This window comes from Xanthobacter tagetidis, assembly GCF_003667445.1.
GTDB lineage: Bacteria > Pseudomonadota > Alphaproteobacteria > Rhizobiales > Xanthobacteraceae > Xanthobacter > Xanthobacter tagetidis.
In genome coordinates this window covers 96,650-118,672 of sequence record NZ_RCTF01000004.1, presented here as the reverse complement: position 1 = coordinate 118,672, position 22,023 = coordinate 96,650, and the positions used below count along the sequence as shown (strand labels likewise).

Sequence of the window (22,023 nt, the reverse complement as noted above, 5' to 3'; positions counted from 1 at the left end):
ACGCAGGCCGAAGGCGTCCGCTCTCAGCCCTCCCCCGCGCGGGGGAGGGCACCGGCGTCATTCTGCCGGCGCCGGCAGCGCCTCCGGCTCCACCGGCTGGCGCACGTCCACCCGGAAGAAGGCGGCATAGAGCGCCGGCACCACCAGCAGGGTGAGCGCGGTCGCCACCAGCAGGCCGCCCATAATGGTGACCGCCATCGGCCCCCAGAACACGCTCCCCGCCAGCGGGATCATGCCCAGCACCGCGGCGAGCGCGGTCAGCACCACCGGCCGTGCCCGGCGCAGCGTGGCGTCGACGATGGCGCGGTGCGGTGCGTGGCCCTCGGCGATGTCGTGGTCGATCTGGTCCACCAGGATCACCGTGTTGCGCATGATCATGCCGGCGAGCGCGATCAAGCCGAGCAGCGCCACGAAGCCGAACGGGCGGTGCGCGATCAGGAGCGCGGCCGTGGCGCCGATCAGGCCGAGCGGCGCGGTGGCGAGCACGAGGCCGAGCCGCGAGAAGCTCTGCACCTGGATCATCAGCAGCGTCAGCATGACGATGATCATCACCGGGAACACCGCGGCGAGCGAGGCATTGGCCTTGGCGCTCTCCTCGATGGAGCCGCCGGTCTCGATGCGGTAGCCCGCCGGCAGCCCGGCCTTGAGCGGCGCGAGGCGCGGCAGGATGCGGGTGGTGACGTCGGGCGGCTGCACGCCGTCCTTCACGTCGGCGCGGGCGGTCAGCACGATGTCGCGGTCACGCCGCCACAGGATCGGCTCCTCATGCGCATAGGCGATGCGCGCCACCTGGGCGAGGGGCACCGGCGTGCCGTTGCCGCCCGCCACCGTGAGCGCCGCGATGCGTTCCAGGTCCACCCGCTCCTCCGGCACCGCGCGCGCCACCACGTCGATCAGCAGGTTGCCCTCGCGGTGCTGCGTCACGGTGTAGCCGGAGAGCAGCGTCTGCAGGGTCTCGGCGATGTCGCGCGGCGTGGTGCCGATGGCCCGCGCGCGGTCCTGGTCCACCGCCAGGGTGATCGACTTCACCTGCTCGCCCCAATTGAGGTGGGGATCGATGACGGCGGGATCCTGCGCCATCACCTGGCGCACCTTCTCGGCGATGTCGCGCACCACGAGGGGATCCGGCCCGGCGATGCGGAACTGCACCGGGAAGCCCACCGGCGGGCCGAACACGAAGCGGTCGACGCGCACCCGCGCCTCGGGCAGGGCGCCGTCCGCCACCGCCGCGTCGAGCCGCGCCTTCAGCCGCTCGCGCGCCGCGATGTCCTTCGCGACGATCACGATCTGCGCGAAGTTCGGGTTGGGCAGCACCGGGTTGAGGCCGAGCCAGAAGCGCGGCGTCCCGCGGCCCACATAGGTGGTGGCGGTGGCGATGTCGCCATCGCCCTTGATGAGCGCCTCGGCCTTGCGGGCGGTGGCCTCGGTGGCGGTGATGGAGGTGCCCTCCGGCAGGCGCATCTCCAGGAACAGCTCGGGCCGGGTGGAGGTGGGGAAGAACTGCTGCTGCACGAAGCCGAAGCCCGCGACCGAGAGCGCGAACAGGCCGAACGTGGTGCCGATCACCAGGAAGCGGTGCCTGAGGCAGGCCTCCAGCACCCGCCGAAGCAGGCGGTAGAGCCGCCCGTCATGCATGGCGTGGGCGCCGTGCGCGCCCGTCTTCTTCATCTGCGGCAGCAGCATGAAGCCGAGATAGGGCGTGAAGATCACCGCCACGAACCACGACGCCACCAGCGCGATGCCCACCACCCAGAAGATGCCGCCGGCATATTCGCCGGAGGAGGACTTCGCGAACCCCACCGGCAGGAAGCCCGCCGCCGTCACCAGCGTGCCGGTGAGCATGGGAAAAGCGGTGGAGGTCCAGGCGAAGGTGGCGGCGCGGGCGCGGTCCCAGCCCTCTTCCATCTTCACCACCATCATCTCGATGGCGATGATCGCGTCGTCCACCAGAAGGCCGAGGGCGATGATGAGCGCGCCGAGCGTGATGCGGTGCAGGTCCATGCCGGAGGCGAACATCACCAGGAACACGATGGCGAGCACCAGCGGCACCGAGAGCGCGACGACGATGCCGGTGCGGAAGCCCAGCGAGAGCAGGCTCACCGCCAGCACGATCACCAGCGCCTCGGCGAAGGTCCTCAGGAACTCGCCCACGGATTCGCCGACGATGTGCGGCTGGTCCGCCACCTGCACCACGTCGATGCCCACCGGCAGCTCGCTCATGGCCTCGTCCATGGCGGCCTTCACCGCCTTGCCCCAGGTGATGATGTTCTGCCCGGCCGCCATGGAAACGCCGATGCCGAGCGCGCCCTCGCCGTTCTGGCGCACCAGGAAGGAGGGCGGGTCCTCGTAGGCGCGGTGGATGGTGGCGATGTCGCCGAGGCGGAGCAGCGCGCCGCCGGCATTCACCGGCACCTCGGCCACCGCCTTCTCGCCGGAGAACGCGCCGGTGAGGCGCAGGTTGATGCGGTCGGCGCGGGTGTCGATGGCGCCGCCGGCCACCACCGCGTTCTGGCGCGCCACGCTGTCGAAGATCTGCTGCGGCGTGATGCCGAGGGTGGCGAGGCGGGCGTGGGAGAACTCGATGAAGATGCGCTCGGGCCGCTCGCCCACGAGATCCACCTTCTCGACGCCGGGCACGCGCAAGAGCCGCTGGCGGATCTCCTCCGCCTGGCGCTTCAGTTCGGCCGGCGACGCGCCCTTGCCGCTCAGCATGTAGAGGTTGGAATAGACGTCGCCATATTCGTCGTCGAAGCCGGGGCCGATCACGCCGAGCGGCAGGTCGCCCTTGATGTCGCCGACCTTCTTGCGCACCTGGTACCAGAGGTCCTTCACCTCGCGGGCGGGCGTGCTGTCGGCGAGGAACACCTGCACGAAGGAGACGCCGGGGCGCGAATAGCTCTCCACCCGGTCGAGGTGGGGCAGCGCCTGGAGCTTCTTCTCGATCGGGTCGGCCACCTGCGCCTGCATCTCGGAGGCGGTGGCGCCGGGCCAGGCGGCGGAGATCACCATCACCTTGATGGTGAAGGACGGGTCCTCGGCGCGGCCGAGATTGAGGTAGGAGTAGAGCCCCGAGGCGGCGAGCAGCAGGATCGCGAACAGGGTCAGGGCGCGGTGGGTGATGGCCCAGCGCGAGAGGTTGAAGCCGCCGGCTTCCTCAGGCGCGGGCTCCGGCGCGGGGGCGTGCGGGCTCATGGCCGCGTGCCGACTGCGGGCGCCGCCGCGGCGACCTGGGCCTGCGCCTTGGCCGGCACGGTGCGCACCGCCAGGCCCGCCTCCAGGGTCTGCACGCCGAGCGTCACCACCTGGTCGCCCTCGTTGAGGCCGGCGGCGATGATCGCCTGGGCATCGGTATAGGCGGCGATCTTCACCGGCCGCGCGGCGAGCGTCGCGGTTCCCGGCTCCACCACATAGACCAGCGGGCCGTGTCCCTTGTCGATGACGGCGGAGAGCGGCAGGCGCGCAACCTTCGCCTGATCCTTCGGGTGCAGCGTGACGGATGCGGTCATGCCCAGCGCCACCGCCGCGTCGGGATCGGCGATGGTGAAGCGCGCCGGATAGGTGCGCGAGGTGGCGTCCGCCTGGGGCGACAGCTCGCGCAGCTTCACCGCATAGGCCTTGCCGGGCGCGGCCCACAATTCCATGGAGGCGGGGGCGGTGCGCGCATCGGCGAGGTCGATCTCGGGGAGCGCCACCAGCGCCTCCTTCTCGTCGAGCCGCGCCACCCGCACGATGGTCTGGCCGGTGGAGACCACCTGGCCCGGCTCGGCTGCGGTGGCGATGACGACGCCCGCCTGGTCGGCGACGAGATCGGCGTAGGACAGCCGGTTCTGCGCCAGCTCCAGCGAACGCCGGGCGCGCTCCAGGCGGCCGACGGCCTCCTCCTTGGCGAGCGCCTTGCGGTCGAGCTCGGCGGCGGAGGCGAAGCCCTTGGCGGTGAGCGAGCGCGCCCGCTCATCCTCCGCCGCATTCTGGGAGAGGTTGGCCTTGGCGGCGGCGAACTCGGCCTCGGCGCTCTGGAGTTCGAGCTTCAGGTCGTCCGGATCGATCCGCGCCACCACCGTTCCCGGCTCCACGCGGTCGCCGATTCCGACGAGGCGCTGCGTGACCTTGCCGGCGACGCGGAAGGCGAGGTCGATCTCGCGCCGCGCCCGCACCACGCCGACGAAGCGCTTCTCCGCCTCGCGCGGGGCAAGGGCGACGGTGACCACCTGCACCGGGCGGGCGCGCGGCCCCTCGGTCTGGGCCGGCGCGCTCTCGCCGCAACCGGCGAGGAAGACAAGGCCGATCAGCGCGGCCGTGCCGGCGGCAATGCGCAGGCCGGCGCAGGCGAGGTCGGCCGGGCCGGCGAGGGCCATGTCCGGATGGGGCATGTCCGGGTGGGGCAGATCCAGGTCGACGGGGTCTCTCATGGCGAGCGTCCTGACGTCTGAAGGGTTATGATTCAAAACTGACAAAAATCTTCGATCGTCATTTTCAGAACGAGAAAGGCCGCAGGGCCGCCGCGTTCCGCCTTGTTCCTGAACGGGGCCGAGAGGCGCGGCCCGGCGCCTCAGCCGCCTTTGCGCGCCGGCGCAGTCCGTGCGGGGGCCGCCAGCGGCGCGCGCTCGGCCTCCACCGCGCGCAGGATGAAGCGCACCGTGGCGTCGAGCTGGCCTTCGAGATCCTCGTCGATGTTCTGGGCGATCAGCACCGGGTGGCAGAAGCGCACGCACGCACCGAGCAGGATGGCGGACACCTGCGCCGGAACGTGCGGCACGAAGGTGCCGCTCTCCATGCCCTCGGCCAGCACGCCGGCCACCATGGCGGCGATGCGCGCCTTGTGGGCCTCGATGTTCTGCCAATTGTGCTCGATGGCGACCTGCACCATGTCGTGCACGCGCCGCTCGGCCAGGAAGTTCGCCTTGTGATAGGCGAGGATGGAGGCATAGGCGGCGACGATGCGGTCCTGCGGCGTCCCGGGACCCGTGGCCGCCTGGGCCACCTCGACCTCGCTCTCGGTGAGGCACTTCTGGCAGATGGCCTCGACGATGGCGGTCTTGGAAGGGAAGAAGCGGTAGACATTCGCCGGCGACATGCCGAGCTCGGCGGCGATATCGGCCACCGCCGTCTTCGCGAAGCCCATGCGGCGGAACAGCTCTTCCGCCACCTGCGCGATCCGCTCGCGGGTCTCGTCCGCCGTCTCCTTGCCACGCACGTTCACTGCCGGATGCCCCTTCGGATTCAAATTCTGACGAATTTCATAAATCATCAGAAGTCACATGGCAAGCACCCCTCTTGGAGCGGCACGCCCTTGCGCCGCGGCCGACGGGAGCGTCAGCGGAAGGAGAGCCGGGGCCCAGCGCAAGAGGCCGCCGCAGGCGTTTCACCTTTGGGGCTTCGGGCATGTGCCCGGCGCTCTCAGGCATTGTCCGCTGCGCGGGATTTTCCCCTGGACCCCGGCTCGGCGCTCCGGCTGCGCCGTCGCTGGGCCGGGGAACGGCTCCAGCTTCGCTGTCGCGGGAGTCGATTTGCGGCGCGTGGCTTGCCCAGCCGCTTGGCGAGGGAACCACCCTCGCGCCCCGGCCGACTGCAACGGCGCGCAGCGCCGTGGAAGGAGAGCCGGGGCCCAGCGCAAGAGGCCGCCGCAGGCGCTTCACCTTTGGGGCTTTGGGCATGTGCCCGGCGCTCTCAGGCATTGCCCGCTGCGCGGGATTTTCTCCTGGACCCCGGCTCGGCGCTCCAGCTTCGCTGTCGCTGGGCCGGGGAACGGCTCAGGCGCGCAGGACGGCGCCGGTCTTCTTCGCCACCTCGGCGACGATCCGGCCCGCCACCTGATCGATCTCCTCGTCGGTGAGCGTGCGCTCGCGCGGCTGGAGCGTGACCTCGATGGCGACCGACTTCTTGTCCGCCTCGATGCCCTTGCCCTCGTAGAGGTCGAACACGCCGACCCCGGTCACGAGCTTCCTGTCCACCCCCTGCGCCGCCTTCAGGATGTCGGCGGCGGCCACCTCGCGGCCCACCAGGAAGGCGAAGTCGCGCCTGACCGGCTGGAATGCGGACAGCTCCAGCGGAGGCTTGACGCGGGTCGCCTTGGCCTTGGGCTCGGGGATCTTGTCGAGCGTGATCTCGAACGCCACCAGCGGGCCGGTGACGTCGAGCGCCTCCAGCACCGCCGGATGCACCTCGCCGAAATGGGCAAAAGCGTTGGAGCCGAGGCGCAGCGTGCCCGAGCGGCCGGGATGGTACCAGGACGGCGCATCCGCCGTGACCTGGAGGTTCGCCACCGGCGCGCCGCAGGCGGCGAGCGCGGCGAAGGCGTCGGCCTTGGCGTCGAACGCGTCCACCGCGCCCGCCGCCCCGGCCCAGAAGCGGCCGGCGCCGCCGGGCTTGGCGGTGCCGCGGCGGATGCCGGAGGCGGACTGGCGCTGGTCGCCCGGCCCGTCGCCGAGGAACACCTGGCCCACCTCGAACAGCGCCACATCGGCAAAGCCGCGGTCGGCGTTAGCCTGGGCCGCGCGGATCAGGCCCGGCAGCAGGCTCGGGCGCATGTCGGAGAGATCGGCGGCGATCGGGTTGGAGAGCGCCAGCTCCGGCTTGCCGCCGCCGAACGCCTCGGCCGCGCCCTTGGAGACGAACGACCAGGTGACCGCCTCCACGAGGCCGCGTGCGGCGAGCGCGCGCCGCGCCTTGCGGGTGCGCAGCTGGAGCGCGGTCAGGACCGGCTTCCGGGCATCGGCGTCGCGCGGGAACTCGGTCGCGGGCACCCGCTCCAGGCCGAGGATGCGCACCACTTCCTCCACCAGGTCCGCCTTGCCCTCGATGTCGCCGCGCCAGGAGGGCGGCACCACGTCGAGCACCGGCGTCGAACCGGAGACCGCGAAGCCGAGCTTTTCCAGCACGTCGCGGATTTCCGCTTCCGAGGCGTCGAGACCGGAGAGGCGCTTCACCTCGGCGAGCGGGAAGGCGATGGTGCGGGCGGTATCCGGGATCGCGCCGGCGAGCACGACCTGCGACGGCTCGCCGCCGCACATCTCCAGGATCAGGTGGGTGGCAAGGTCCAGCCCCGGCAACGTGAAGGCGGGGTCGATGCCCCGCTCGAAGCGGAAGCGGGCGTCGGAATTGATGCCGAGCCTGCGCCCGGTCTGGGCGATGTTGATGGGCTCCCAGAGCGCGCTCTCGATCACCACGTCGACGGTCGCCGCGTCGCAGCCGCTCTCCTCGCCGCCCATGATGCCGGCGAGGCTCTCGACGCCCTTCTCGTCAGCGATCACGCACATGCTCTCGTCGAGCGTGTAGGTCTTGCCGTCGAGCGCCAGCAGCGTCTCGCCCGTCTTCGCGCGGCGCACCACCAGGTCGCCCGCGACCTTCTTCAGGTCGAAGACGTGGAGCGGGCGGTTGCGGTCGAAGGTCATGAAGTTTGTGACGTCCACCAGCGCGTTGATGGGGCGCAGGCCGATGGCGCGCAGGCGATCCTGCAGCCATTGGGGGGAGGGGCCGTTCTTCACGCCCTTCACCACGCGCAGCGCGAAGGCCGGGCAGAGGGACGGCGTGTCGCCGAACTCCAGCGTCACCTTCAGCGGGGCGGGGAAGGTGCCTTCGACGGGCTTCACCCGCGGCGCCATCAGCTCGCCGAGGCCGGCGGCGGCGAGGTCGCGGGCGACGCCGGAGACGCCGAGGCAGTCGGCGCGGTTCGGCGTGACGGCGATCTCGATCACCGGATCGTTCAGCCCCAGCACCTCGGCGAACGGCGCGCCCACGGGCGCGTCTTCCGGCAGCTCGATGATGCCCTCATGTTCCTCGGACAGGCCCATCTCGCGCGCCGAGCACAGCATGCCGCGGCTCTCCACGTCGCGGATCTTGCCGATCTTCAGCTCGGTGCCGGTGGCGGGGATGACCGTGCCGGGGGCGGCAAACACGGTCTTGAGGCCGGCGCGCGCGTTCGGCGCGCCGCACACCACCTGGATGGGATCGCCCTTGCCGATGGAGACGGTGCAGACCTTGAGCTTGTCCGCGTTGGGATGCTTCTGCGCAGTCAGCACCTCGCCCACCACGAAGGGCGCAAGCTGCTTCGCCTTGTCCTCGACGCCCTCGACCTCCAGGCCGATGAGGGAGAGGCGCTCCACGATCTGGTCGAAGCTGGCGGTGGGCTCGAGGTGATCCTTAAGCCAGGAGTAGGTGAATTTCATCGTCCACTGACTGTGTTCGAGGGGAGGTGTCCTCAGCGGCGGGAGCGCAGGATGAGGCTGGTGGCGATTTCCAATTTCACTTCGGGCGGAAGGCCCGAGACCGCATCGATTCCGAGCCGGGCCATTTTGATGCAGGACCCGCTGGCGCCGTCTTCGTAGGCGCCGTGAGGATCGTAGTCCGCGTCGTGCCGAAACTGCTGCAGGGCGACAAAGACCTCGCTGAGCAGCGTGACGGCATCGTCATTGGACCGGCGGGCCAGTTCCAGCAAAGCGGACTTTGCAAATCCATGTTCCAAGGCGCGATAGGTTCGCTGCCAGGCCGGCGTTTCCGATTTGCGTGCGCCGACGAGCGTGTCGGCGCACATGCCGGCCAGGCGGTGGAATAGCGCATAATAGGCGGTGCTGATGGCGCGCCGGCGGTAGACCTGCTTCAGCTTTCCCCGTGCGGGATGCTCGGCAAGCGAGACGGCCACGTCGAGCAGCTCGGAGGGGTTCAATTGACCGTCTCGCGACGCAGCTGCGCGCCGAAGCGCAGATAGGGAAGGCGGGGATCCCCCTTCTCCCGCAGGCGCTCGCGAATCCGGCTGGTGCTCTCGATCACCGCCGAAGCGTCGATCTCCCGCGATGCCCCGAAATGCGCGATGATGAACAGCGCGGGATCGCCGTCGTGATCCTCGCCCGTTTCAAGATCGAAGCTCTCGAAGCCGGAGCGCGCAAGCTGCTTGCGCAGGATCGGGCCGATGAGCTGCTTCAGTTCCGCATCGCCGAGCATGGTGATCGCTCCTTGATCGCAATATAGCGCGTCATCAACCGCGCGCCATCGCCGCTACGCGCTCAGGCCCCCCGCCAGCGTCGGGAAATCCAGCGGGCGGAAGCCGTAGTGGGAGAGCCAGCGCACGTCGGCCTCGAAGAAGGCGCGCAGGTCGCTCATGCCGTACTTGAGCATGGCGATGCGGTCGATGCCCATGCCCCAGGCGAAGCCCTGGTACTCGTCCGGGTCGATCCCGCAATTCCTCAGCACGTTGGGATGCACCATCCCGCAGCCGAGGATCTCCAGCCAGTCATTGCCCTCGCCGAAGCGGATCTCGCCGGGGCGGGAGCGGTCGCACTGGATGTCCACTTCCATCGAGGGCTCGGTGAAGGGGAAGAAGGAGGGGCGGAAGCGCATCTTCACGCCCTCCACCTCGAAGAAGGACTTGCAGAACTCTTCGAGAATCCACTTCAGGTGGCCGAGATGAGCGTGTCTGTCGATCACCAGCCCCTCCACCTGATGGAACATGGGCGTGTGGGTCTGGTCCGAATCGCAGCGATAGGTGCGGCCGGGGCAGATGACGCGGATCGGCGGCTTCTTCGCCTGCATGGTGCGCACCTGCACCGGCGAGGTGTGGGTGCGCAGCACCTTGCGCTCGCCGTCCGCGCCGGGGGGCAGGAAGAAGGTGTCGTGCATCTCCCGAGCCGGGTGGCCGGCGGGGAAGTTCAGCGCGGTGAAATTGTGGAAGTCGTCCTCGATGTCGGGGCCTTCCGCCACCGAGAAGCCCATGTCGGCGAAGATGGCGGTCAGTTCCTCCATCACCTGCGAGATGGGGTGCACGCGGCCGATCTCGGCGGGCGCCTCGCGCACCGGCAGCGTCACGTCCACCTTCTCCGTGGCGAGGCGGGCTTCCAGCGCTGCCGCCTTCAGCGTCTCGCGGCGCGCGGCCATGAGCCCCTGGATGCGGTCGCGCAGGCCGTTGATGGCGGGACCCATCACCTTGCGCTCGTCCGGGCTCATGGCGCCGAGCGACTTCAGGAGTTCCGACACCGAGCCCTTCTTGCCGAGCGCGGAGATGCGCACCTGCTCCAGGGCCGCCTCGTCGGCGCTCGCGAGGATGGCGCTCGCGATCTCGCGCTCCAGGGCGTCGAGGGCGGGGTGGTCGGTCAGGACGAGGTCGGACATGGTCGAAGCCTTCGGATTCCAGCCGGCTGAAAGAAGCCGTCATCCCCGGGCTTGGCCTGGGGATCCACGCCGAACCGCCAGCGCGGCGCCCGGATCGCGTGGATGGCCGGGGCAGGCCCGGCCATGACGACACGTGGTGTTTCGGCGCCGCTTATAGACGCGGGCCCCCGAAAGGCAAAAGCCCCGCACGGCAAGCCGTCGGGGCTGATGGGGTCTCGGAAAAGACGGGAGGGAAGCGGCCGCGCCCGGTGGGCACAGCCGTACGGCCTCGGCCGCTCTCAGGCGAGAGCTGCCTTGGCCTTCTCCACCAGGGCCTTGAACGCGTCGGGCTCGTGGATGGCGATGTCCGAGAGCACCTTGCGGTCGACCTCGATCCCGGCCTTGCCGAGACCGTCGATAAATCGCGAATAGGTCAGGTCCAGATCGAGCGCGCGCACGCCGGCATTGATGCGCTGGATCCAGAGCGCGCGGAAGTTGCGCTTCTTCACCTTGCGATCGCGGTAGGCATACTGCATCGACCGTTCGACGGCCGACTTCGCAGCGCGGATGGTGTTCTTGCGGCGGCCGTAAAAGCCCTTGGCGGCTTTGAAGACCTTCTTGTGCTTGGCGTGGGAAGTAACGCCACGTTTCACGCGGGCCATGGAAAAGCTCCTTCAGATCGCGGTGCGGCGTCAGCCGTTCGGCAGGAACGACTTGCGGATGACCCGCCCGTCGCACTCGGCGAGGATGGTCGTGCCGCGCTGGTTGCGGATCTGGTTGTTGGTCCGCTTGATCATGCCATGGCGCTTGCCCGCCTGGCCGGCGATCACTTTTCCCGTACCCGTGAGGCGGAAGCGTTTCTTCGCTCCCGACTTGGTCTTCATCTTGGGCATTTGGCTCTCCGTGGCACGGGTCAAGGTCGCCTTGCGGCGCCGACCCCCAGCCTCTTGTTGCTGTTGAGCGGTATGAGAAGGCGCGGCAGCCCGATTGGCCGGCTCTCTCGAAGGCGGCAGTCGTTACAGGAGCCGAGGCCGAAAGGCAAGGCCCCAGCCACTGCCCAGCCGTTTCCCGGCCCAGCGACGGCGCAGCCCCCCGTTTCCCGGCCAAGCGACGGCGCAGCCGGAGCGCCGAGCCGGGACCCAGCGCAAAAGTCCTGCGACAGCAGGCAATGCCTCTGCCGCTACCAGACTATAAAGCCGCCTTCGGCGTACCCCTTGCGCTGGGCCCCGGCTCTCCTTCCTCTGCGCTGAGGGTCCGTTGCTGTCGGCCGGGGGACGGGCGGGCTTGGCTTGCCCCTCGCGGCGGCGGCTGCTAAGAGCCGCCATCCCGCGCGCCTGCGCGGTTTCCTTATCCAAGCAACAGACAGGACGGTCCCCTATGGCGATCGAGCGCACCTTCTCGATCATCAAGCCCGACGCCACGCGTCGCAACCTCACCGGTGCCGTGAATGCGGTGATCGAAAAGGCCGGCCTGCGCATCGTCGCGCAGAAGCGCGTGCTGATGACCAAGGCCCAGGCCGAGACCTTCTATGCCGTGCACAAGGAGCGCCCGTTCTTCGGCGACCTGGTCGCCTTCATGACCTCCGGCCCGGTGGTGGTGCAGGTGCTCGAAGGCGAGGACGCGGTGGCCAAGTATCGCGACGTGATGGGCGCCACCAACCCGGCGAACGCCGCCGAGGGCACCATCCGCAAGCTGTTCGCGGAATCCATCGAGGCGAATTCCGCCCACGGCTCCGACAGCGTCGACAATGCCAAGGTGGAGATCGCCCAGTTCTTCGCCGGCAACGAGATCGTCGGCTGACGTAGCGTCAAGCGACAGTTTCGGGGGCGCGCCTGCGCATCCCGATACTGTCGCGTCCGCGCCCGATGCATGCGCCGCGGCCCGGCTGCGGCGCATTTGTGCAGTGCGCAACTGAATTTGCGCACCGCGAAGTCCAGTTTTGGTTGAGACGGCCTGTCCCTTTGGGTAACGTCCGAGCGCCGAAATTCAGAATACGGCGCACCAGACGCCAAATACCAGGCTCTCCAATATCGGGCTCTCAAGCCGAGCCTTCCCAACGGGGTGGAAACCATGTCGCTCGACTCGCCGGTCCTGTGGCTCGCGCTGCTGCAGATCATCTGGATCAACATCCTGCTGTCCGGCGACAACGCCGTGGTCATCGCCATGGCGTGCCGCTCGCTGCCCGAGAAGGCCCGCAAGTGGGGCATCATCCTCGGCGCCGGCGTCGCGGTGGCCCTGCGCATTCTCTTCACCGGCATCGTCGCCACGCTTCTGGGCCTGCCCTGGCTGAAGCTCGTGGGCTCGCTGGCGCTCATGTGGATCGCGGTGGACCTCGCGGTGCCGAGCGAAGGCAATGACGAGGCGGTGGAGGCCAGCGACAGCCTGTGGAAGGCGGTCGGCACCGTCGCCCTCGCCGACATCGTCATGAGCCTCGACAACGTGGTCGCGGTGGCGGCCATCGCCAAGGACAACTGGTATCTCCTGGTGTTCGGCCTCGCCATCTCGATCCCGCTCATCATCGCCGGCTCGTCCATCGTCATGGCCCTGCTCGACCGCTTCCCGATCCTGGTGTGGGCCGGCGCGGGCCTGCTCGGCTGGGTCGCCGGCGAGATGCTGCTGGGCGATCCGGCCATCACCGAGCGCGTCAGCCACGAACTGGTGGAGAACCTGCATTATGTCGCGCCGGCGGTCGGTGCGGCGCTGGTGCTGGTGATCGCCTTCGGCATGCGCCGATGGAAGGCGCGCCACGCGGAGGTGGCCGGCGGCCACTGACCCGGCAGCCCCGCCGCAAGCGCGAGCGGGGCACGAAAGGGGGCGCCCATCGCCCCCTTTTTTCTTGCCATCGACATGACCTAGGGTAAATTTTACCTTAGGAAATATGACGTTAGGGCAACAAGGCCCGCACAACGAAAAAGCCAAACCACGCAGCAGGGGTAGACGATGGACTTTGCTTCACCGACCTTCTGGGTCTCGCTGCTTCAGATCATCTGGATCGATCTTCTGTTGTCGGGCGACAACGCGGTGGTGATCGCGCTCGCCTGCCGCTCGCTGCCGCCCAATCAGCGCAAATGGGGCATCCTGCTCGGCGCCGGCGCGGCGGTCGGCCTGCGCATCATCTTCGCGCTGATGGTGTCCTACCTGCTCGGGATCCCGTTCCTGAAGGTGGTCGGCGGCCTGCTCCTGCTGTGGATCGCGGTCAAGCTCATCACCGACAATGAGGGCGAGGCGCACCACGTCGAATCGTCCGACAGCCTGTGGAAGGCGGTGCGCACCATCGCCATCGCCGATGCGGTCATGAGCCTCGACAATGTGGTGGCGATCGCCGCGGCCGCGCGCGGGCACTGGGAGCTGTTCGTGTTCGGCCTGCTGCTGACCATCCCGCTCATCATCTTCGGCTCGCAGCTCGTGCTGTCGCTGCTCACCCGCTTCCCGGCGCTCATCTGGGCCGGCGCGGCGCTGCTCGGCTGGATCGCGGGAGAGATGCTGGTGGGCGACGTGGTGTCGCTGCAGTACCTCCAGCAGTTCAACCCCGCCTTCGTGGTGCCCGATGCGGACTCGCCCATCGGCATCAAGACCGCGGCGATGCCCCATTACGTCGCCAGCGTGATCGGCGCCCTGGTGGTGCTCGCCATCGGCTACGTGCTGCGCGGCCGGCGCAGCGCCGAGAAGGCCGAGCACCACGCCTGACGGCGCGCTGACCGCCGATCGCAGGAACCAGTGAAAAGGGGGCGACGGCATCCGTCGCCCCCTTTAAGTTCGGGCCATGAACACCCACGTCGCCCCGCTCAGCCCGCAGCTGCCGCGCACGGACGTCAAGGTCCGCGCCTCCGTCTGCCCCCATGACTGCCCCTCCACCTGCGCCCTGGAGGTGGAGGTGGGCGCCGACGGCCGCATCGGCCGGGTGCGCGGCGCCAGGGACCACAGCTACACGGCCGGGGTCATCTGCGCGAAGGTGGCGCGCTATGCCGAGCGGGCGCACCATCCCGACCGGCTGACCCGGCCGCTGGTCCGCACCGGCCCCAAGGGCTCGGGCCAGTTCGCCCCGGTCTCCTGGGACGAGGCGCTCGACCGGGTGGCGGACGGCCTCGCGGACGCCGAGCGGCGCCACGGCGCCGAGGCGGTGTGGCCCTATTATTATGCCGGCACCATGGGCCTCGTGATGCGCGACGGCATCAACCGGCTGACCCACGCCAAGAAATACTCCCGCTTCTTCTCCTCCATCTGCGTCAACCCGGCCTGGAGCGGCTACCTCGCCGGCGCGGGGCGGCTCTCCGGCGCCGACCCGCGGGAGATGGCGCAGTCCGACCTCGTGACCCTGTGGGGCACCAACGCCGTCTCCACCCAGGTCAACGTGATGACCCATGCGGTGCAGGCGCGCAAAGCGCGCGGGGCGAAGATCGCGGTGGTCGACGTCTATCGCACCCCCACCATGGAGCAGGCGGACATCCCGCTGCTGATCCGCCCCGGCACCGACGGCGCGCTCGCCTGCGCGGTGATGCACGTGCTGTTCCGCGACGACCTCGCCGACCGGGACTATCTTGCCCGCTTCGCCCGCGACGCGGACGAACTGGAGGCCCACCTTTCCACCCGCTCGCCCCAGTGGGCGGCCGCAATCACCGGCCTTCCGGCGGAGGAGATCGAGGCCTATGCGCGCCTCGTCGGCACCGTGCCGCGCGCCTATTTCCGCATCGGCTACGGCTTCACGCGCTCGCGCAACGGGGCGGTGGCCATGCATTCGGTGGCCTCCATCCCGGTGGTGTCGGGCGCCTGGCAGCATGTGGGCGGCGGCGCCGCGCACTCGCTCTCCGGCATCTATGGCTGGCACAAGCGGATGATCGAGGGCCTCGATCTGCGCGACCCCCGGACGCGGGCGCTCGACCAGTCGCGCATCGGCCCGATCCTGGTGGGCGAGGAGGACGCGCTCGCCGGCGGGCCGCCGGTGCACGCGCTGTTCATCCAGAACACCAACCCGGTGGCGGTGGCGCCGGAGCAGGACAAGGTGCGCGCCGGCTTCGCCCGCGAGGACCTGTTCGTGGCGGTGCACGAGCACTTCATGACCGACACCGCGCGCATGGCGGACGTGGTGCTGCCGGCCACCATGTTCACCGAGCACGACGACCTCTACCAGGCCGGCGGGCACCCCCACATCCAGTTCGGGCCGAAGCTGGTCGAGCCGCCGGGCGAATGCCGCTCCAACCACGACGTGGTGTGCGCGCTCGCCGCCCGGCTCGGCGCCGCGCATCCCGGCTTTGACATGAGCGCGCGCGAGATCATCGACTGGACGCTGCGCGAGACCCGCCGCGGCACGCTCGACGAACTGGAGGCGGCGCGCTTCATCGACATCGCGCCGCCGTTCGAGGAGGCGCATTTCCTCACCGGCTTCGGCCACCGCGACAAGCGCTTCCACTTCGCGCCCGACTGGAGCGCCACCGGCCTCCCGGCGCCCGGTCTGTTCGGCCCGTGGCAGGAGATGCCGGCGCTGCCGGACCACTGGGCGGTGATCGAGGAGGCGAATGCGGACTATCCGTTCCGCCTGGTGACGGCGCCGGCGCGCTCGTTCCTCAACACCACCTTCACCGAGACCGCCACCTCCGCCGAGCGCGAGGGGCCGCCGGCGCTGATGATCCATCCCGACGACGCGGCCGGCCTCGGCCTCGCGGCGGGCGACGGCGCACGGGTGGAAAGCGCGCGCGGCGCGGTGGTGCTCAAGGTGCGGCTGTTCGACGGGCTCCGGCGCGGCGTGGTGGTGTCGGAGCAGATCCAGCCCAACCGCGCCCATGCCGGCGGGCGCGGCATCAACACGCTGACCGGCGCCGATCCGGTCGCGCCGGTGGGCGGCGCGGCGTTCCACGACAACCGGGTGCGCATCGCGAAGGCGTGAGGCGCAGCGCGCCTCAGACCGCCGGCGCCACCAGCGTCGGCAGGCCGCCGCGCGCCCCGGCGATGGCGACGCGCTCGTCCTCCACCGCGAGACGGCCGGCGGCGAGCAGCTCCAGGCCCTTGGGGTAGATCACGTGCTCCTGCACCAGGACCCGGGCGGCGAGCGTGTCAGGCGTGTCGTCGTCTTCCACCGGCACCGCCGCCTGGAGGATGATCGGCCCCTCGTCCATCTCGGCGCGCACGAAATGCACCGTGCAGCCGTGAAACCGCACCCCCAGCGCCAAAGCGCGGGCGTGGGTGTCGAGCCCCTTGAAGGCCGGCAGCAGCGAGGGGTGGACGTTGATCATCCGGTCGCGCCAGCGCTCCACCAGCCAGGGCGTGAGCAGGCGCATGAAGCCGGCGAGGCAGATGATGTCGATGCCGGTGACGCGCAGTTGCGCGTCGAGCGCGGCGTCGAAGGCGAGGCGGTCGGCATAGTTCTTGTGGCTCAGCACCACGGTCTCGATGCCGCGCTCGGCGGCGAAGGCGAGGCCCGCCGCATCCGCCCGGTTGGACAGGACGAGCGAGATCTCGGCCGGGAAGTCCGGCCGCTCCGCCGCCTTCACCAGCGCCGCCATGTTGGAGCCGCGCCCGGAGATGAGCACGGCGACGCGCTTCTTGGTCATGCCGGGAACCCGAAATCGGCGGCGCCGTCATAGGCGACATGGGCGACATGGGCGACATGGGCCGCGCCCGCGCCGGGCTCGATGACGCCGAGGCGGATCACGCTCTCGCCCTGATTGGCGAAGGCGTCGGCCACCTCCTCCGCGCGCGCGGCGTCCGCCACCACGGCCATGCCGACGCCGCAGTTGAAGGCGCGCAGCATCTCCTCGCTCGCCACGGCCCCGGTGGCGGCGAGCCAGCGGAACACCGGCGGCACGATCAGGTTGGAAAGGTCGATGCGGGCGATGGTGCCCGCGGGCAGCACGCGCGGCAGGTTCTCGGTGATGCCGCCGCCGGTGATGTGGGCGAGCGCCTTCACCGCGCCGGTGGCGCGGATCACGCTGAGCGTGCTCTTCACATAGAGCCGGGTCGGGGTGAGCAACGCCGCGCCGAGGCGCTCGCCCGGCGCGAACGGCGCCGGGTCGCCCCACACGAGGCCGGAGCGCTCGACGATGCGGCGCACCAGCGAATAGCCGTTGGAATGCACCCCCGCCGAGGCGAGGCCGAGGATCACGTCACCCGGACCCACATCGGCGCGCGGCAGCAGGCCCGCGCGCTCCACGGCGCCCACCGAGAAGCCGGCGAGGTCGTAGTCGCCGTCCTGGTACATGCCGGGCATCTCGGCGGTCTCGCCGCCCACCAGCGCGCAGCCGGCCTCCTTGCAGGCCCGCGCGATGCCCGCGACGATGTGCGCGCCGACCTCGGGCGCGAGCCGCCCGGTGGCGAAATAGTCGAGGAAGAACAGCGGCTCGGCGCCCTGGACCACGAGGTCGTTGACGCACATGGCGACGAGGTCGATGCCGATGGTGTCGTGCACCCCGGTCTCGATGGCGATCTTGAGCTTGGTGCCGACGCCGTCGGTGGTGGCGACCAGCAGCGGATCGTTGAAACCCGCCGCCTTGAGGTCGAACACGCCGCCGAAGCCGCCGATGTCCGCGCCCGCGCCCGGCCGGGCGGTGGCCTTCACCAGCGGCTTGATGAGATCGACGAGCCGGTTGCCGGCGTCGATGTCGACGCCGGCGTCCCGATAGGAAAGTCCGTCCTCAGCCATGGGCTCCTCGCGCTCGGGCCGCTTGGAGCCGGCCGGCTGCACAGAAGACGGCGCTCTAGCCGCGAATGAAGGGCAAGGCAAGGCGGGAGGGGTGCGCGCCGGGCGCAGGGCACCGCGCAGCCAGTGTCGTTCCCCGGCCAAGCGACGGCGTGAGCCGGAGCGCCGAGCCGGGGTCCAGGGGAGACTTCCGCGCAGCGGGCAAAACCCAAGGCGCCCCGCCTGCGGCGGGAGATGCCGCCTTCGGCGACCTTTTGCGCTGGGCCCCGGCTCTCCTTCCGCTGCGCTGACGCTCCGCTCCAGTCGGCCGGGCACGAGGGTGGTTTCCCGGCCCAGCGACGGCAGAGCCGTCGTTCCCCGGACAAGCGACGGCGCAGCCGGAGCGCTGAGCCGGGGTCCAGGGGAGACTCCCGCGCAGCGGGCAAAACAGGCGGCGCACCGCCTGCGCCGGAAAATGGCCTACCCGCCTGCCTCCTCCAGCTCGGCGCTGGCGGCGAGCCAGGCCTCTTCCGCGCGGCCCAGGGCGGCCACCGCCTCCTCGCGCGCCTTGGCGAAGCGGGCGGCGTCGAAGGGCTTCCTGGCGTGCATGCCGGGCTCGGAGAGCTTGAGATCGATCTCGGCGATCTCCTTCTCCAGCTTGTCCACCTGGCCTTCCAGCTCGCGGATGCGCTTCTTGATGGGGCCTGTGGCGGTGCGCCGCTTCGCCCCGCCCTCCGCCGCCCGCGCCTCGGCGCGGTCGCGGCGGCCGTCGCCGGTCATGCGGTCGCCGTCGGACTTGGAGAGCACCTCGCGGCGATACTGGTCGAGGTCGCCGTCATAGGGCTTCACGGTGCCGCCGGCGACGCGCCACAGCCGCTCGGCGCACGCCTCCAGCAGATGCCGGTCGTGGGAGATCAGGATCACCGCGCCGGGAAAGTCATTCAGCGCCTCGATCAGCGCCGAGCGCGCCTCGATGTCGAGATGGTTGGTCGGCTCGTCGAGGATCAGCAGATGCGGGCCGTTGAAGCAGGCGAGGCCGAGCAGCAGGCGCGCCTTCTCGCCGCCCGAGAGGGCGGAGACCTTGGTGTCGGCGGCGCCACCGGAAAAGCCCATCTCGGCGGCGCGCCCGCGCACCCGCGATTCGGGCGCGTCCTTCATCAGGCGCCGCACATGCTGGGCCGGGCTCTCGTCCGCGTGCAACTCGTCGAGCTGGTGCTGGGCGAGATAGGCCACTTCCAGCTTGTCGGCGCGCACCACGTTGCCGCTGTCCGCCTTCAGGCGGTCGGCCAGGAGCTTGGCGAAGGTGGACTTGCCGTTGCCGTTCGGCCCGAGCAGGGCGATGCGGTCGTCCTCGTCGATGCGCAGATCGAGCCCGCGCAGCACCGGCTTGCCCGGCACGTAGCCCACCGCCACGTGGTCGAGCACCACGATGGGCGGGGAGAGCAGCCGCTCGGGATGGCGGATGGAGATGGAGGCCGCCTCGTCGGACACCTCGGCCGAGAGCGGCTCCATCTTGGCCAGCGCCTTGAGGCGCGACTGGGCCTGCTTGGCCTTGGTCGCCTTGGCGCGGAACCGGGCGACGAAGGATTCCATGTGGGCGCGCTTGGCGTCCTGCTTCTTGCGCGCCTTCTGGTCGAGCAGCAGCCGCTCGCGCCGCTGGCGGTCGAAGCCGGTGAAGCCGCCCTTGTAGAGGGTGAGCTTCTGGTTCGCGAGGTGGAGGATATGGTCCACCGAGGTGTCGAGCAGATCGCGGTCGTGGCTGATGAGGATGACCGTGCGCGGATAGTTCGCGAGGTAGTCCTGCAGCCAGAGCGTGCCTTCGAGGTCGAGATAGTTGGTGGGCTCGTCGAGCAGCAGCAGGTCCGGCTCGGTGAACAGCAGCGCGGCGAGCGCGACGCGCATGCGCCAGCCGCCGGAGAATTCCGCGCACGGGCGCGACTGCGCGCTCTCGTCGAAGCCGAGGCCGGCCAGGATGGTGGCGGCGCGCGCCGGGGCGGAATGGGCGTCGATGTCGATCAGGCGGGTCTCGATCTCCGCCATGCGGGTGCCGTCGGTGGCGCTCTCGCGCTCGGCCATCAGCGCCGCGCGCTCGGTGTCGGCGGCCAGCACCCGCTCCAGCAGGCTGTCGGGGCCGGCGGGCGCCTCCTGGGCGACGCGGCCGATGCGGGTGCGGCTCGGCAGGCGGATGGCGCCGCTCTCCAGCTCCAGCTCGCCCACCAGGGCCTTGAACAGCGTGGTCTTGCCCGAGCCGTTGCGGCCGACCACGCCCACGCGCGCACCCTCGGGGATGGCCACGGAGGCATGGTCGATGAGCAGGCGCCCCGCGAGGCGCAGCGAGATTTCGTCGAGAACGATCATGGGCGCGCCTTTTCGCAGGTGCGCCCGGCCTCCGCAAGGCTCGGCGGTCCGGCGGGGTGGGTCAGGACCGCGCAGTTCCGCGCGTGCCCGCGGTTTCTCCCCCCGTCATGCCCGGCCTCGTGCCGGGCATCCACGCCATGCCGCGCGCGCCGCGTCCGATGGAGAGCGCCCGGCCGCGGGGCGTGGATGGCCGGGACAAGCCCGGCCATGACCGGTCTGGAGACGGTGTTTCAAGGAGGCGCAGCCCGCCTCAGGCGGCGTCGAGCACCTTGCCCACCTCGGCGACCAGGTCGCGCAGGTGGAACGGCTTGGACAGCACCTTGGCCTCGGTGGGCGCGTGCGCGTCCGCGTTCAGCGCCACGGCGGCGAAGCCGGTGATGAACATGACCTTCAGGTCGGGATCGAGCTCGGTGGCGCGGCGCGCCAGCTCGATGCCGTCCATCTCGGGCATGACGATGTCGGTGAGCAGAAGCTCGAACGGCTCCTCGCGCATGCGCTCATAGGCGGACTTGCCGTTGTCGTAGGACGCCACGGAATAGCCCGCATTCTGCAGCGCCTTCACGAGAAAGCGGCGCATGTCGTTGTCGTCTTCCGCGAGCAGGATCTTGGCCACGCCCCGTTCCCCTCAAATTCAGTGTGCCGGCCGTCCCGGATCGGCGGGGACGCATGGGCCTTCTTCGCGCCAACGGGTAAATTCGAGGTGAAAGCCGCCGGGGGTCATCGCCCTCCGGCTCGCGCCCGAAGCCCGGCAGCGCTCGCGCTTGGCCCACGCTAACCCTGCGGGACGCAATATGCCATCTGGCCTTTCCAGCCGCGCGAGGCGCCGTTAAGGTCTTCTTTCCCAAGTATCGAAGGAGCCGCCGGCGCGCGATGACTGCCTGCCTCGCCGACACCATCGACCCCGCCTTCGAGATCCTGGCGCCGGACGAGGCTGCAACGCCGCTCGTCTTCAACTCCCCCCATTCGGGGCGCATCTATCCGCGCGCCTTCGTCGAGCAGGCCAAGCTCGACTTCCCGACCCTGCGCCGCTCCGAGGACAGCTTCGTGGACGAGCTGTTCCTGCCGGCGGTGGAGGCGGGGGCGCCGCTGATGCGGGCGCTGTTTCCCCGCGCCTTCCTCGACCTCAACCGCGAGCCCTACGAGCTCGACCCGCGCATGTTCGAGGGCCGCCTGCCGCCGTTCGCCAACACGCGCTCGATCCGCGTTTCCGGCGGGCTCGGCACCATCGCCCGCGTGGTGGGCGACGCACAGGAGATCTATCCGCGCCGGCTCGCCGTGGCCGAGGGGCTGGAGCGCATCGAGGCCTATTACAAGCCCTATCACCAGGCGCTGCGCCGGCTGGTGGCGCGCACCCAGCGGCGCTTCGGCGTCTGCGTGCTGGTGGACTGCCATTCCATGCCCTCGGTCTCCACCCGCGACGACGCCGCGCGCGCCGACTTCGTGATCGGCGACCGCTACGGCACGAGCTGCGCCGAGGCGGTGACGGATGCGCTGGAGCGCGAGCTCTTGGCCCTCGGCTATCGGGTGGTGCGCAACAAGCCCTATGCGGGCGGCTACATCACCGAGCATTACGGCAACCCCTCCGCCGGCCTGCACGCGGTGCAGATCGAGATCAACCGCGGCCTCTACATGGAAGAGGCGATCTATGAGCGCAGCGCCGGCTTCGGCGCCCTGCGCACCGACATCGGCACGCTGGTTCCGCGCCTGATGGCGGCGGTTTCCGAAGCGCTGGAGCCGCCCCGCGCCGCCGCGGAATAGGTCTGTCGGAAATTCGTCAAAAAGGTGCCTTGCGTTTTTCGAATGGCAGATATACCAATTTGCCGTGGACCGACGAGGGCACCTGCTTGCCCCGTGATTGCCGGCAAATGACCGGGTCTCCGCGCCAGGGGAGACGTTCCAGAAGGACAGGGCCATCTGCTTCCGCGAAGGCCGCAGTGCGACACCCGCTCTCTTGGAGCGGCGGTTGGCGTCCTTTG

The 22,023-nt window shown here is 70.1% G+C and carries 18 protein-coding genes; 5 read left to right on the top strand and 13 right to left on the bottom strand.

Annotated elements, in window-relative coordinates; translation table 11 throughout:
- Nucleotides 1-57 precede the first annotated feature (57 nt).
- The 9 genes from D9R14_RS06605 to rpmI form a co-directional block, all read right to left on the bottom strand.
- The gene (locus D9R14_RS06605; RefSeq protein ID WP_121622529.1) at nucleotides 58-3,192 is read right to left on the bottom strand and encodes an efflux RND transporter permease subunit; all 3,135 of its coding nucleotides are present in this window, start codon (nucleotides 3,190-3,192) and stop codon (nucleotides 58-60) included.
- The gene (locus tag D9R14_RS06600; protein ID WP_121622528.1) at nucleotides 3,189-4,409 is read right to left on the bottom strand and encodes an efflux RND transporter periplasmic adaptor subunit; all 1,221 of its coding nucleotides are present in this window, start codon (nucleotides 4,407-4,409) and stop codon (nucleotides 3,189-3,191) included. The genes D9R14_RS06605 and D9R14_RS06600 overlap by 4 nt, the downstream gene beginning before the upstream one ends.
- 140 nt (nucleotides 4,410-4,549) lie before the next feature.
- Entirely contained in the window at nucleotides 4,550-5,200 is a 651-nt protein-coding gene (locus D9R14_RS06595; RefSeq protein ID WP_170168531.1) for a TetR/AcrR family transcriptional regulator, read from the bottom strand.
- 550 nt (nucleotides 5,201-5,750) lie between these two features.
- Nucleotides 5,751-8,165 carry a phenylalanine--tRNA ligase subunit beta gene (gene pheT / locus D9R14_RS06590; RefSeq protein WP_121622526.1) on the bottom strand — a complete coding sequence of 805 codons (2,415 nt, stop codon included), beginning with the start codon at nucleotides 8,163-8,165 and terminating at the stop codon, nucleotides 5,751-5,753.
- A gap of 32 nt (nucleotides 8,166-8,197) precedes the next feature.
- Complete coding sequence (locus tag D9R14_RS06585; protein ID WP_121622525.1) at nucleotides 8,198-8,662, bottom strand: hypothetical protein; 465 nt, start codon at nucleotides 8,660-8,662, stop codon at nucleotides 8,198-8,200.
- Entirely contained in the window at nucleotides 8,659-8,937 is a 279-nt protein-coding gene (locus D9R14_RS06580) for a hypothetical protein (RefSeq protein WP_121622524.1), read from the bottom strand. Before D9R14_RS06580 ends, D9R14_RS06585 begins: the two co-directional genes overlap by 4 nt.
- A 54-nt stretch (nucleotides 8,938-8,991) precedes the next feature.
- The gene (gene pheS / locus D9R14_RS06575; protein ID WP_121622523.1) at nucleotides 8,992-10,101 is read right to left on the bottom strand and encodes a phenylalanine--tRNA ligase subunit alpha; all 1,110 of its coding nucleotides are present in this window, start codon (nucleotides 10,099-10,101) and stop codon (nucleotides 8,992-8,994) included.
- 278 nt (nucleotides 10,102-10,379) lie between these two features.
- Nucleotides 10,380-10,742: a 50S ribosomal protein L20 gene (gene rplT / locus D9R14_RS06570; RefSeq protein WP_121622522.1), complete on the bottom strand. Its 363-nt coding sequence runs from the start codon at nucleotides 10,740-10,742 to the stop codon at nucleotides 10,380-10,382.
- 30 nt (nucleotides 10,743-10,772) lie between these two features.
- Nucleotides 10,773-10,973 (bottom strand): 50S ribosomal protein L35, encoded by a 201-nt coding sequence (gene rpmI / locus D9R14_RS06565; protein WP_121622521.1) that lies wholly within the window; start codon nucleotides 10,971-10,973, stop codon nucleotides 10,773-10,775.
- Between the two features lie 484 nt (nucleotides 10,974-11,457).
- Between rpmI and ndk the strand changes: the two genes are divergently transcribed.
- From ndk to D9R14_RS06545, 4 genes are all read left to right on the top strand, one after another.
- The gene (gene ndk, locus D9R14_RS06560) at nucleotides 11,458-11,880 is read left to right on the top strand and encodes a nucleoside-diphosphate kinase (RefSeq protein ID WP_121622520.1); all 423 of its coding nucleotides are present in this window, start codon (nucleotides 11,458-11,460) and stop codon (nucleotides 11,878-11,880) included.
- Between the two features lie 270 nt (nucleotides 11,881-12,150).
- Nucleotides 12,151-12,852, top strand: coding sequence for a TerC family protein (locus D9R14_RS06555; RefSeq protein ID WP_121622519.1), 702 nt, complete (start codon nucleotides 12,151-12,153; stop codon nucleotides 12,850-12,852).
- 168 nt (nucleotides 12,853-13,020) lie between these two features.
- Nucleotides 13,021-13,767, top strand: a complete 747-nt coding sequence (locus D9R14_RS06550) for a TerC family protein (protein WP_121622518.1) — start codon at nucleotides 13,021-13,023, stop codon at nucleotides 13,765-13,767.
- A gap of 76 nt (nucleotides 13,768-13,843) precedes the next feature.
- Nucleotides 13,844-15,961, top strand: coding sequence for a molybdopterin-containing oxidoreductase family protein (locus D9R14_RS06545; RefSeq protein ID WP_121622517.1), 2,118 nt, complete (start codon nucleotides 13,844-13,846; stop codon nucleotides 15,959-15,961).
- Between the two features lie 13 nt (nucleotides 15,962-15,974).
- Here D9R14_RS06545 and purN read toward each other — a convergent pair whose 3' ends face one another.
- The 4 genes from purN to cpdR all read right to left on the bottom strand — a co-directional run bounded on the left by purN (nucleotide 15,975) and on the right by cpdR (nucleotide 20,660).
- Nucleotides 15,975-16,625 (bottom strand): phosphoribosylglycinamide formyltransferase, encoded by a 651-nt coding sequence (purN, locus tag D9R14_RS06540; protein WP_121622516.1) that lies wholly within the window; start codon nucleotides 16,623-16,625, stop codon nucleotides 15,975-15,977.
- Nucleotides 16,622-17,713: a phosphoribosylformylglycinamidine cyclo-ligase gene (gene purM / locus D9R14_RS06535; RefSeq protein WP_121622515.1), complete on the bottom strand. Its 1,092-nt coding sequence runs from the start codon at nucleotides 17,711-17,713 to the stop codon at nucleotides 16,622-16,624. Before purM ends, purN begins: the two co-directional genes overlap by 4 nt.
- 456 nt (nucleotides 17,714-18,169) lie before the next feature.
- Nucleotides 18,170-20,047 carry an ABC-F family ATP-binding cassette domain-containing protein gene (locus D9R14_RS06530; RefSeq protein ID WP_121622514.1) on the bottom strand — a complete coding sequence of 626 codons (1,878 nt, stop codon included), beginning with the start codon at nucleotides 20,045-20,047 and terminating at the stop codon, nucleotides 18,170-18,172.
- A gap of 250 nt (nucleotides 20,048-20,297) precedes the next feature.
- Entirely contained in the window at nucleotides 20,298-20,660 is a 363-nt protein-coding gene (cpdR, locus tag D9R14_RS06525) for a cell cycle two-component system response regulator CpdR (protein ID WP_121622513.1), read from the bottom strand.
- A gap of 257 nt (nucleotides 20,661-20,917) precedes the next feature.
- On the opposite strand from cpdR, the gene D9R14_RS06520 reads away from it, so the two are divergent.
- Nucleotides 20,918-21,805 (top strand): N-formylglutamate amidohydrolase, encoded by an 888-nt coding sequence (locus tag D9R14_RS06520; RefSeq protein ID WP_121622512.1) that lies wholly within the window; start codon nucleotides 20,918-20,920, stop codon nucleotides 21,803-21,805.
- The last annotated feature ends 218 nt before the right edge of the window (nucleotides 21,806-22,023 follow it).

What these genes read in the sequence shown, in the direction of transcription:
- D9R14_RS06520 (WP_121622512.1), top strand. Translation starts at nt 20,918, where the DNA reads ATGACTGCCTGCCTCGCCGACACCATCGACCCCGCCTTCGAGATCCTG.
- rpmI (WP_121622521.1), bottom strand. Translation starts at nt 10,973, where the DNA reads ATGCCCAAGATGAAGACCAAGTCGGGAGCGAAGAAACGCTTCCGCCTC.
- purN (WP_121622516.1), bottom strand. Translation starts at nt 16,625, where the DNA reads ATGACCAAGAAGCGCGTCGCCGTGCTCATCTCCGGGCGCGGCTCCAAC.
- D9R14_RS06605 (WP_121622529.1), bottom strand. Translation starts at nt 3,192, where the DNA reads ATGAGCCCGCACGCCCCCGCGCCGGAGCCCGCGCCTGAGGAAGCCGGC.
- D9R14_RS06580 (WP_121622524.1), bottom strand. Translation starts at nt 8,937, where the DNA reads ATGCTCGGCGATGCGGAACTGAAGCAGCTCATCGGCCCGATCCTGCGC.
- ndk (WP_121622520.1), top strand. Translation starts at nt 11,458, where the DNA reads ATGGCGATCGAGCGCACCTTCTCGATCATCAAGCCCGACGCCACGCGT.
- pheT (WP_121622526.1), bottom strand. Translation starts at nt 8,165, where the DNA reads ATGAAATTCACCTACTCCTGGCTTAAGGATCACCTCGAGCCCACCGCC.
- pheS (WP_121622523.1), bottom strand. Translation starts at nt 10,101, where the DNA reads ATGTCCGACCTCGTCCTGACCGACCACCCCGCCCTCGACGCCCTGGAG.
- purM (WP_121622515.1), bottom strand. Translation starts at nt 17,713, where the DNA reads ATGGCTGAGGACGGACTTTCCTATCGGGACGCCGGCGTCGACATCGAC.
- D9R14_RS06545 (WP_121622517.1), top strand. Translation starts at nt 13,844, where the DNA reads ATGAACACCCACGTCGCCCCGCTCAGCCCGCAGCTGCCGCGCACGGAC.
- D9R14_RS06530 (WP_121622514.1), bottom strand. Translation starts at nt 20,047, where the DNA reads ATGATCGTTCTCGACGAAATCTCGCTGCGCCTCGCGGGGCGCCTGCTC.
- D9R14_RS06550 (WP_121622518.1), top strand. Translation starts at nt 13,021, where the DNA reads ATGGACTTTGCTTCACCGACCTTCTGGGTCTCGCTGCTTCAGATCATC.
- rplT (WP_121622522.1), bottom strand. Translation starts at nt 10,742, where the DNA reads ATGGCCCGCGTGAAACGTGGCGTTACTTCCCACGCCAAGCACAAGAAG.
- D9R14_RS06555 (WP_121622519.1), top strand. Translation starts at nt 12,151, where the DNA reads ATGTCGCTCGACTCGCCGGTCCTGTGGCTCGCGCTGCTGCAGATCATC.
- D9R14_RS06600 (WP_121622528.1), bottom strand. Translation starts at nt 4,409, where the DNA reads ATGAGAGACCCCGTCGACCTGGATCTGCCCCACCCGGACATGCCCCAT.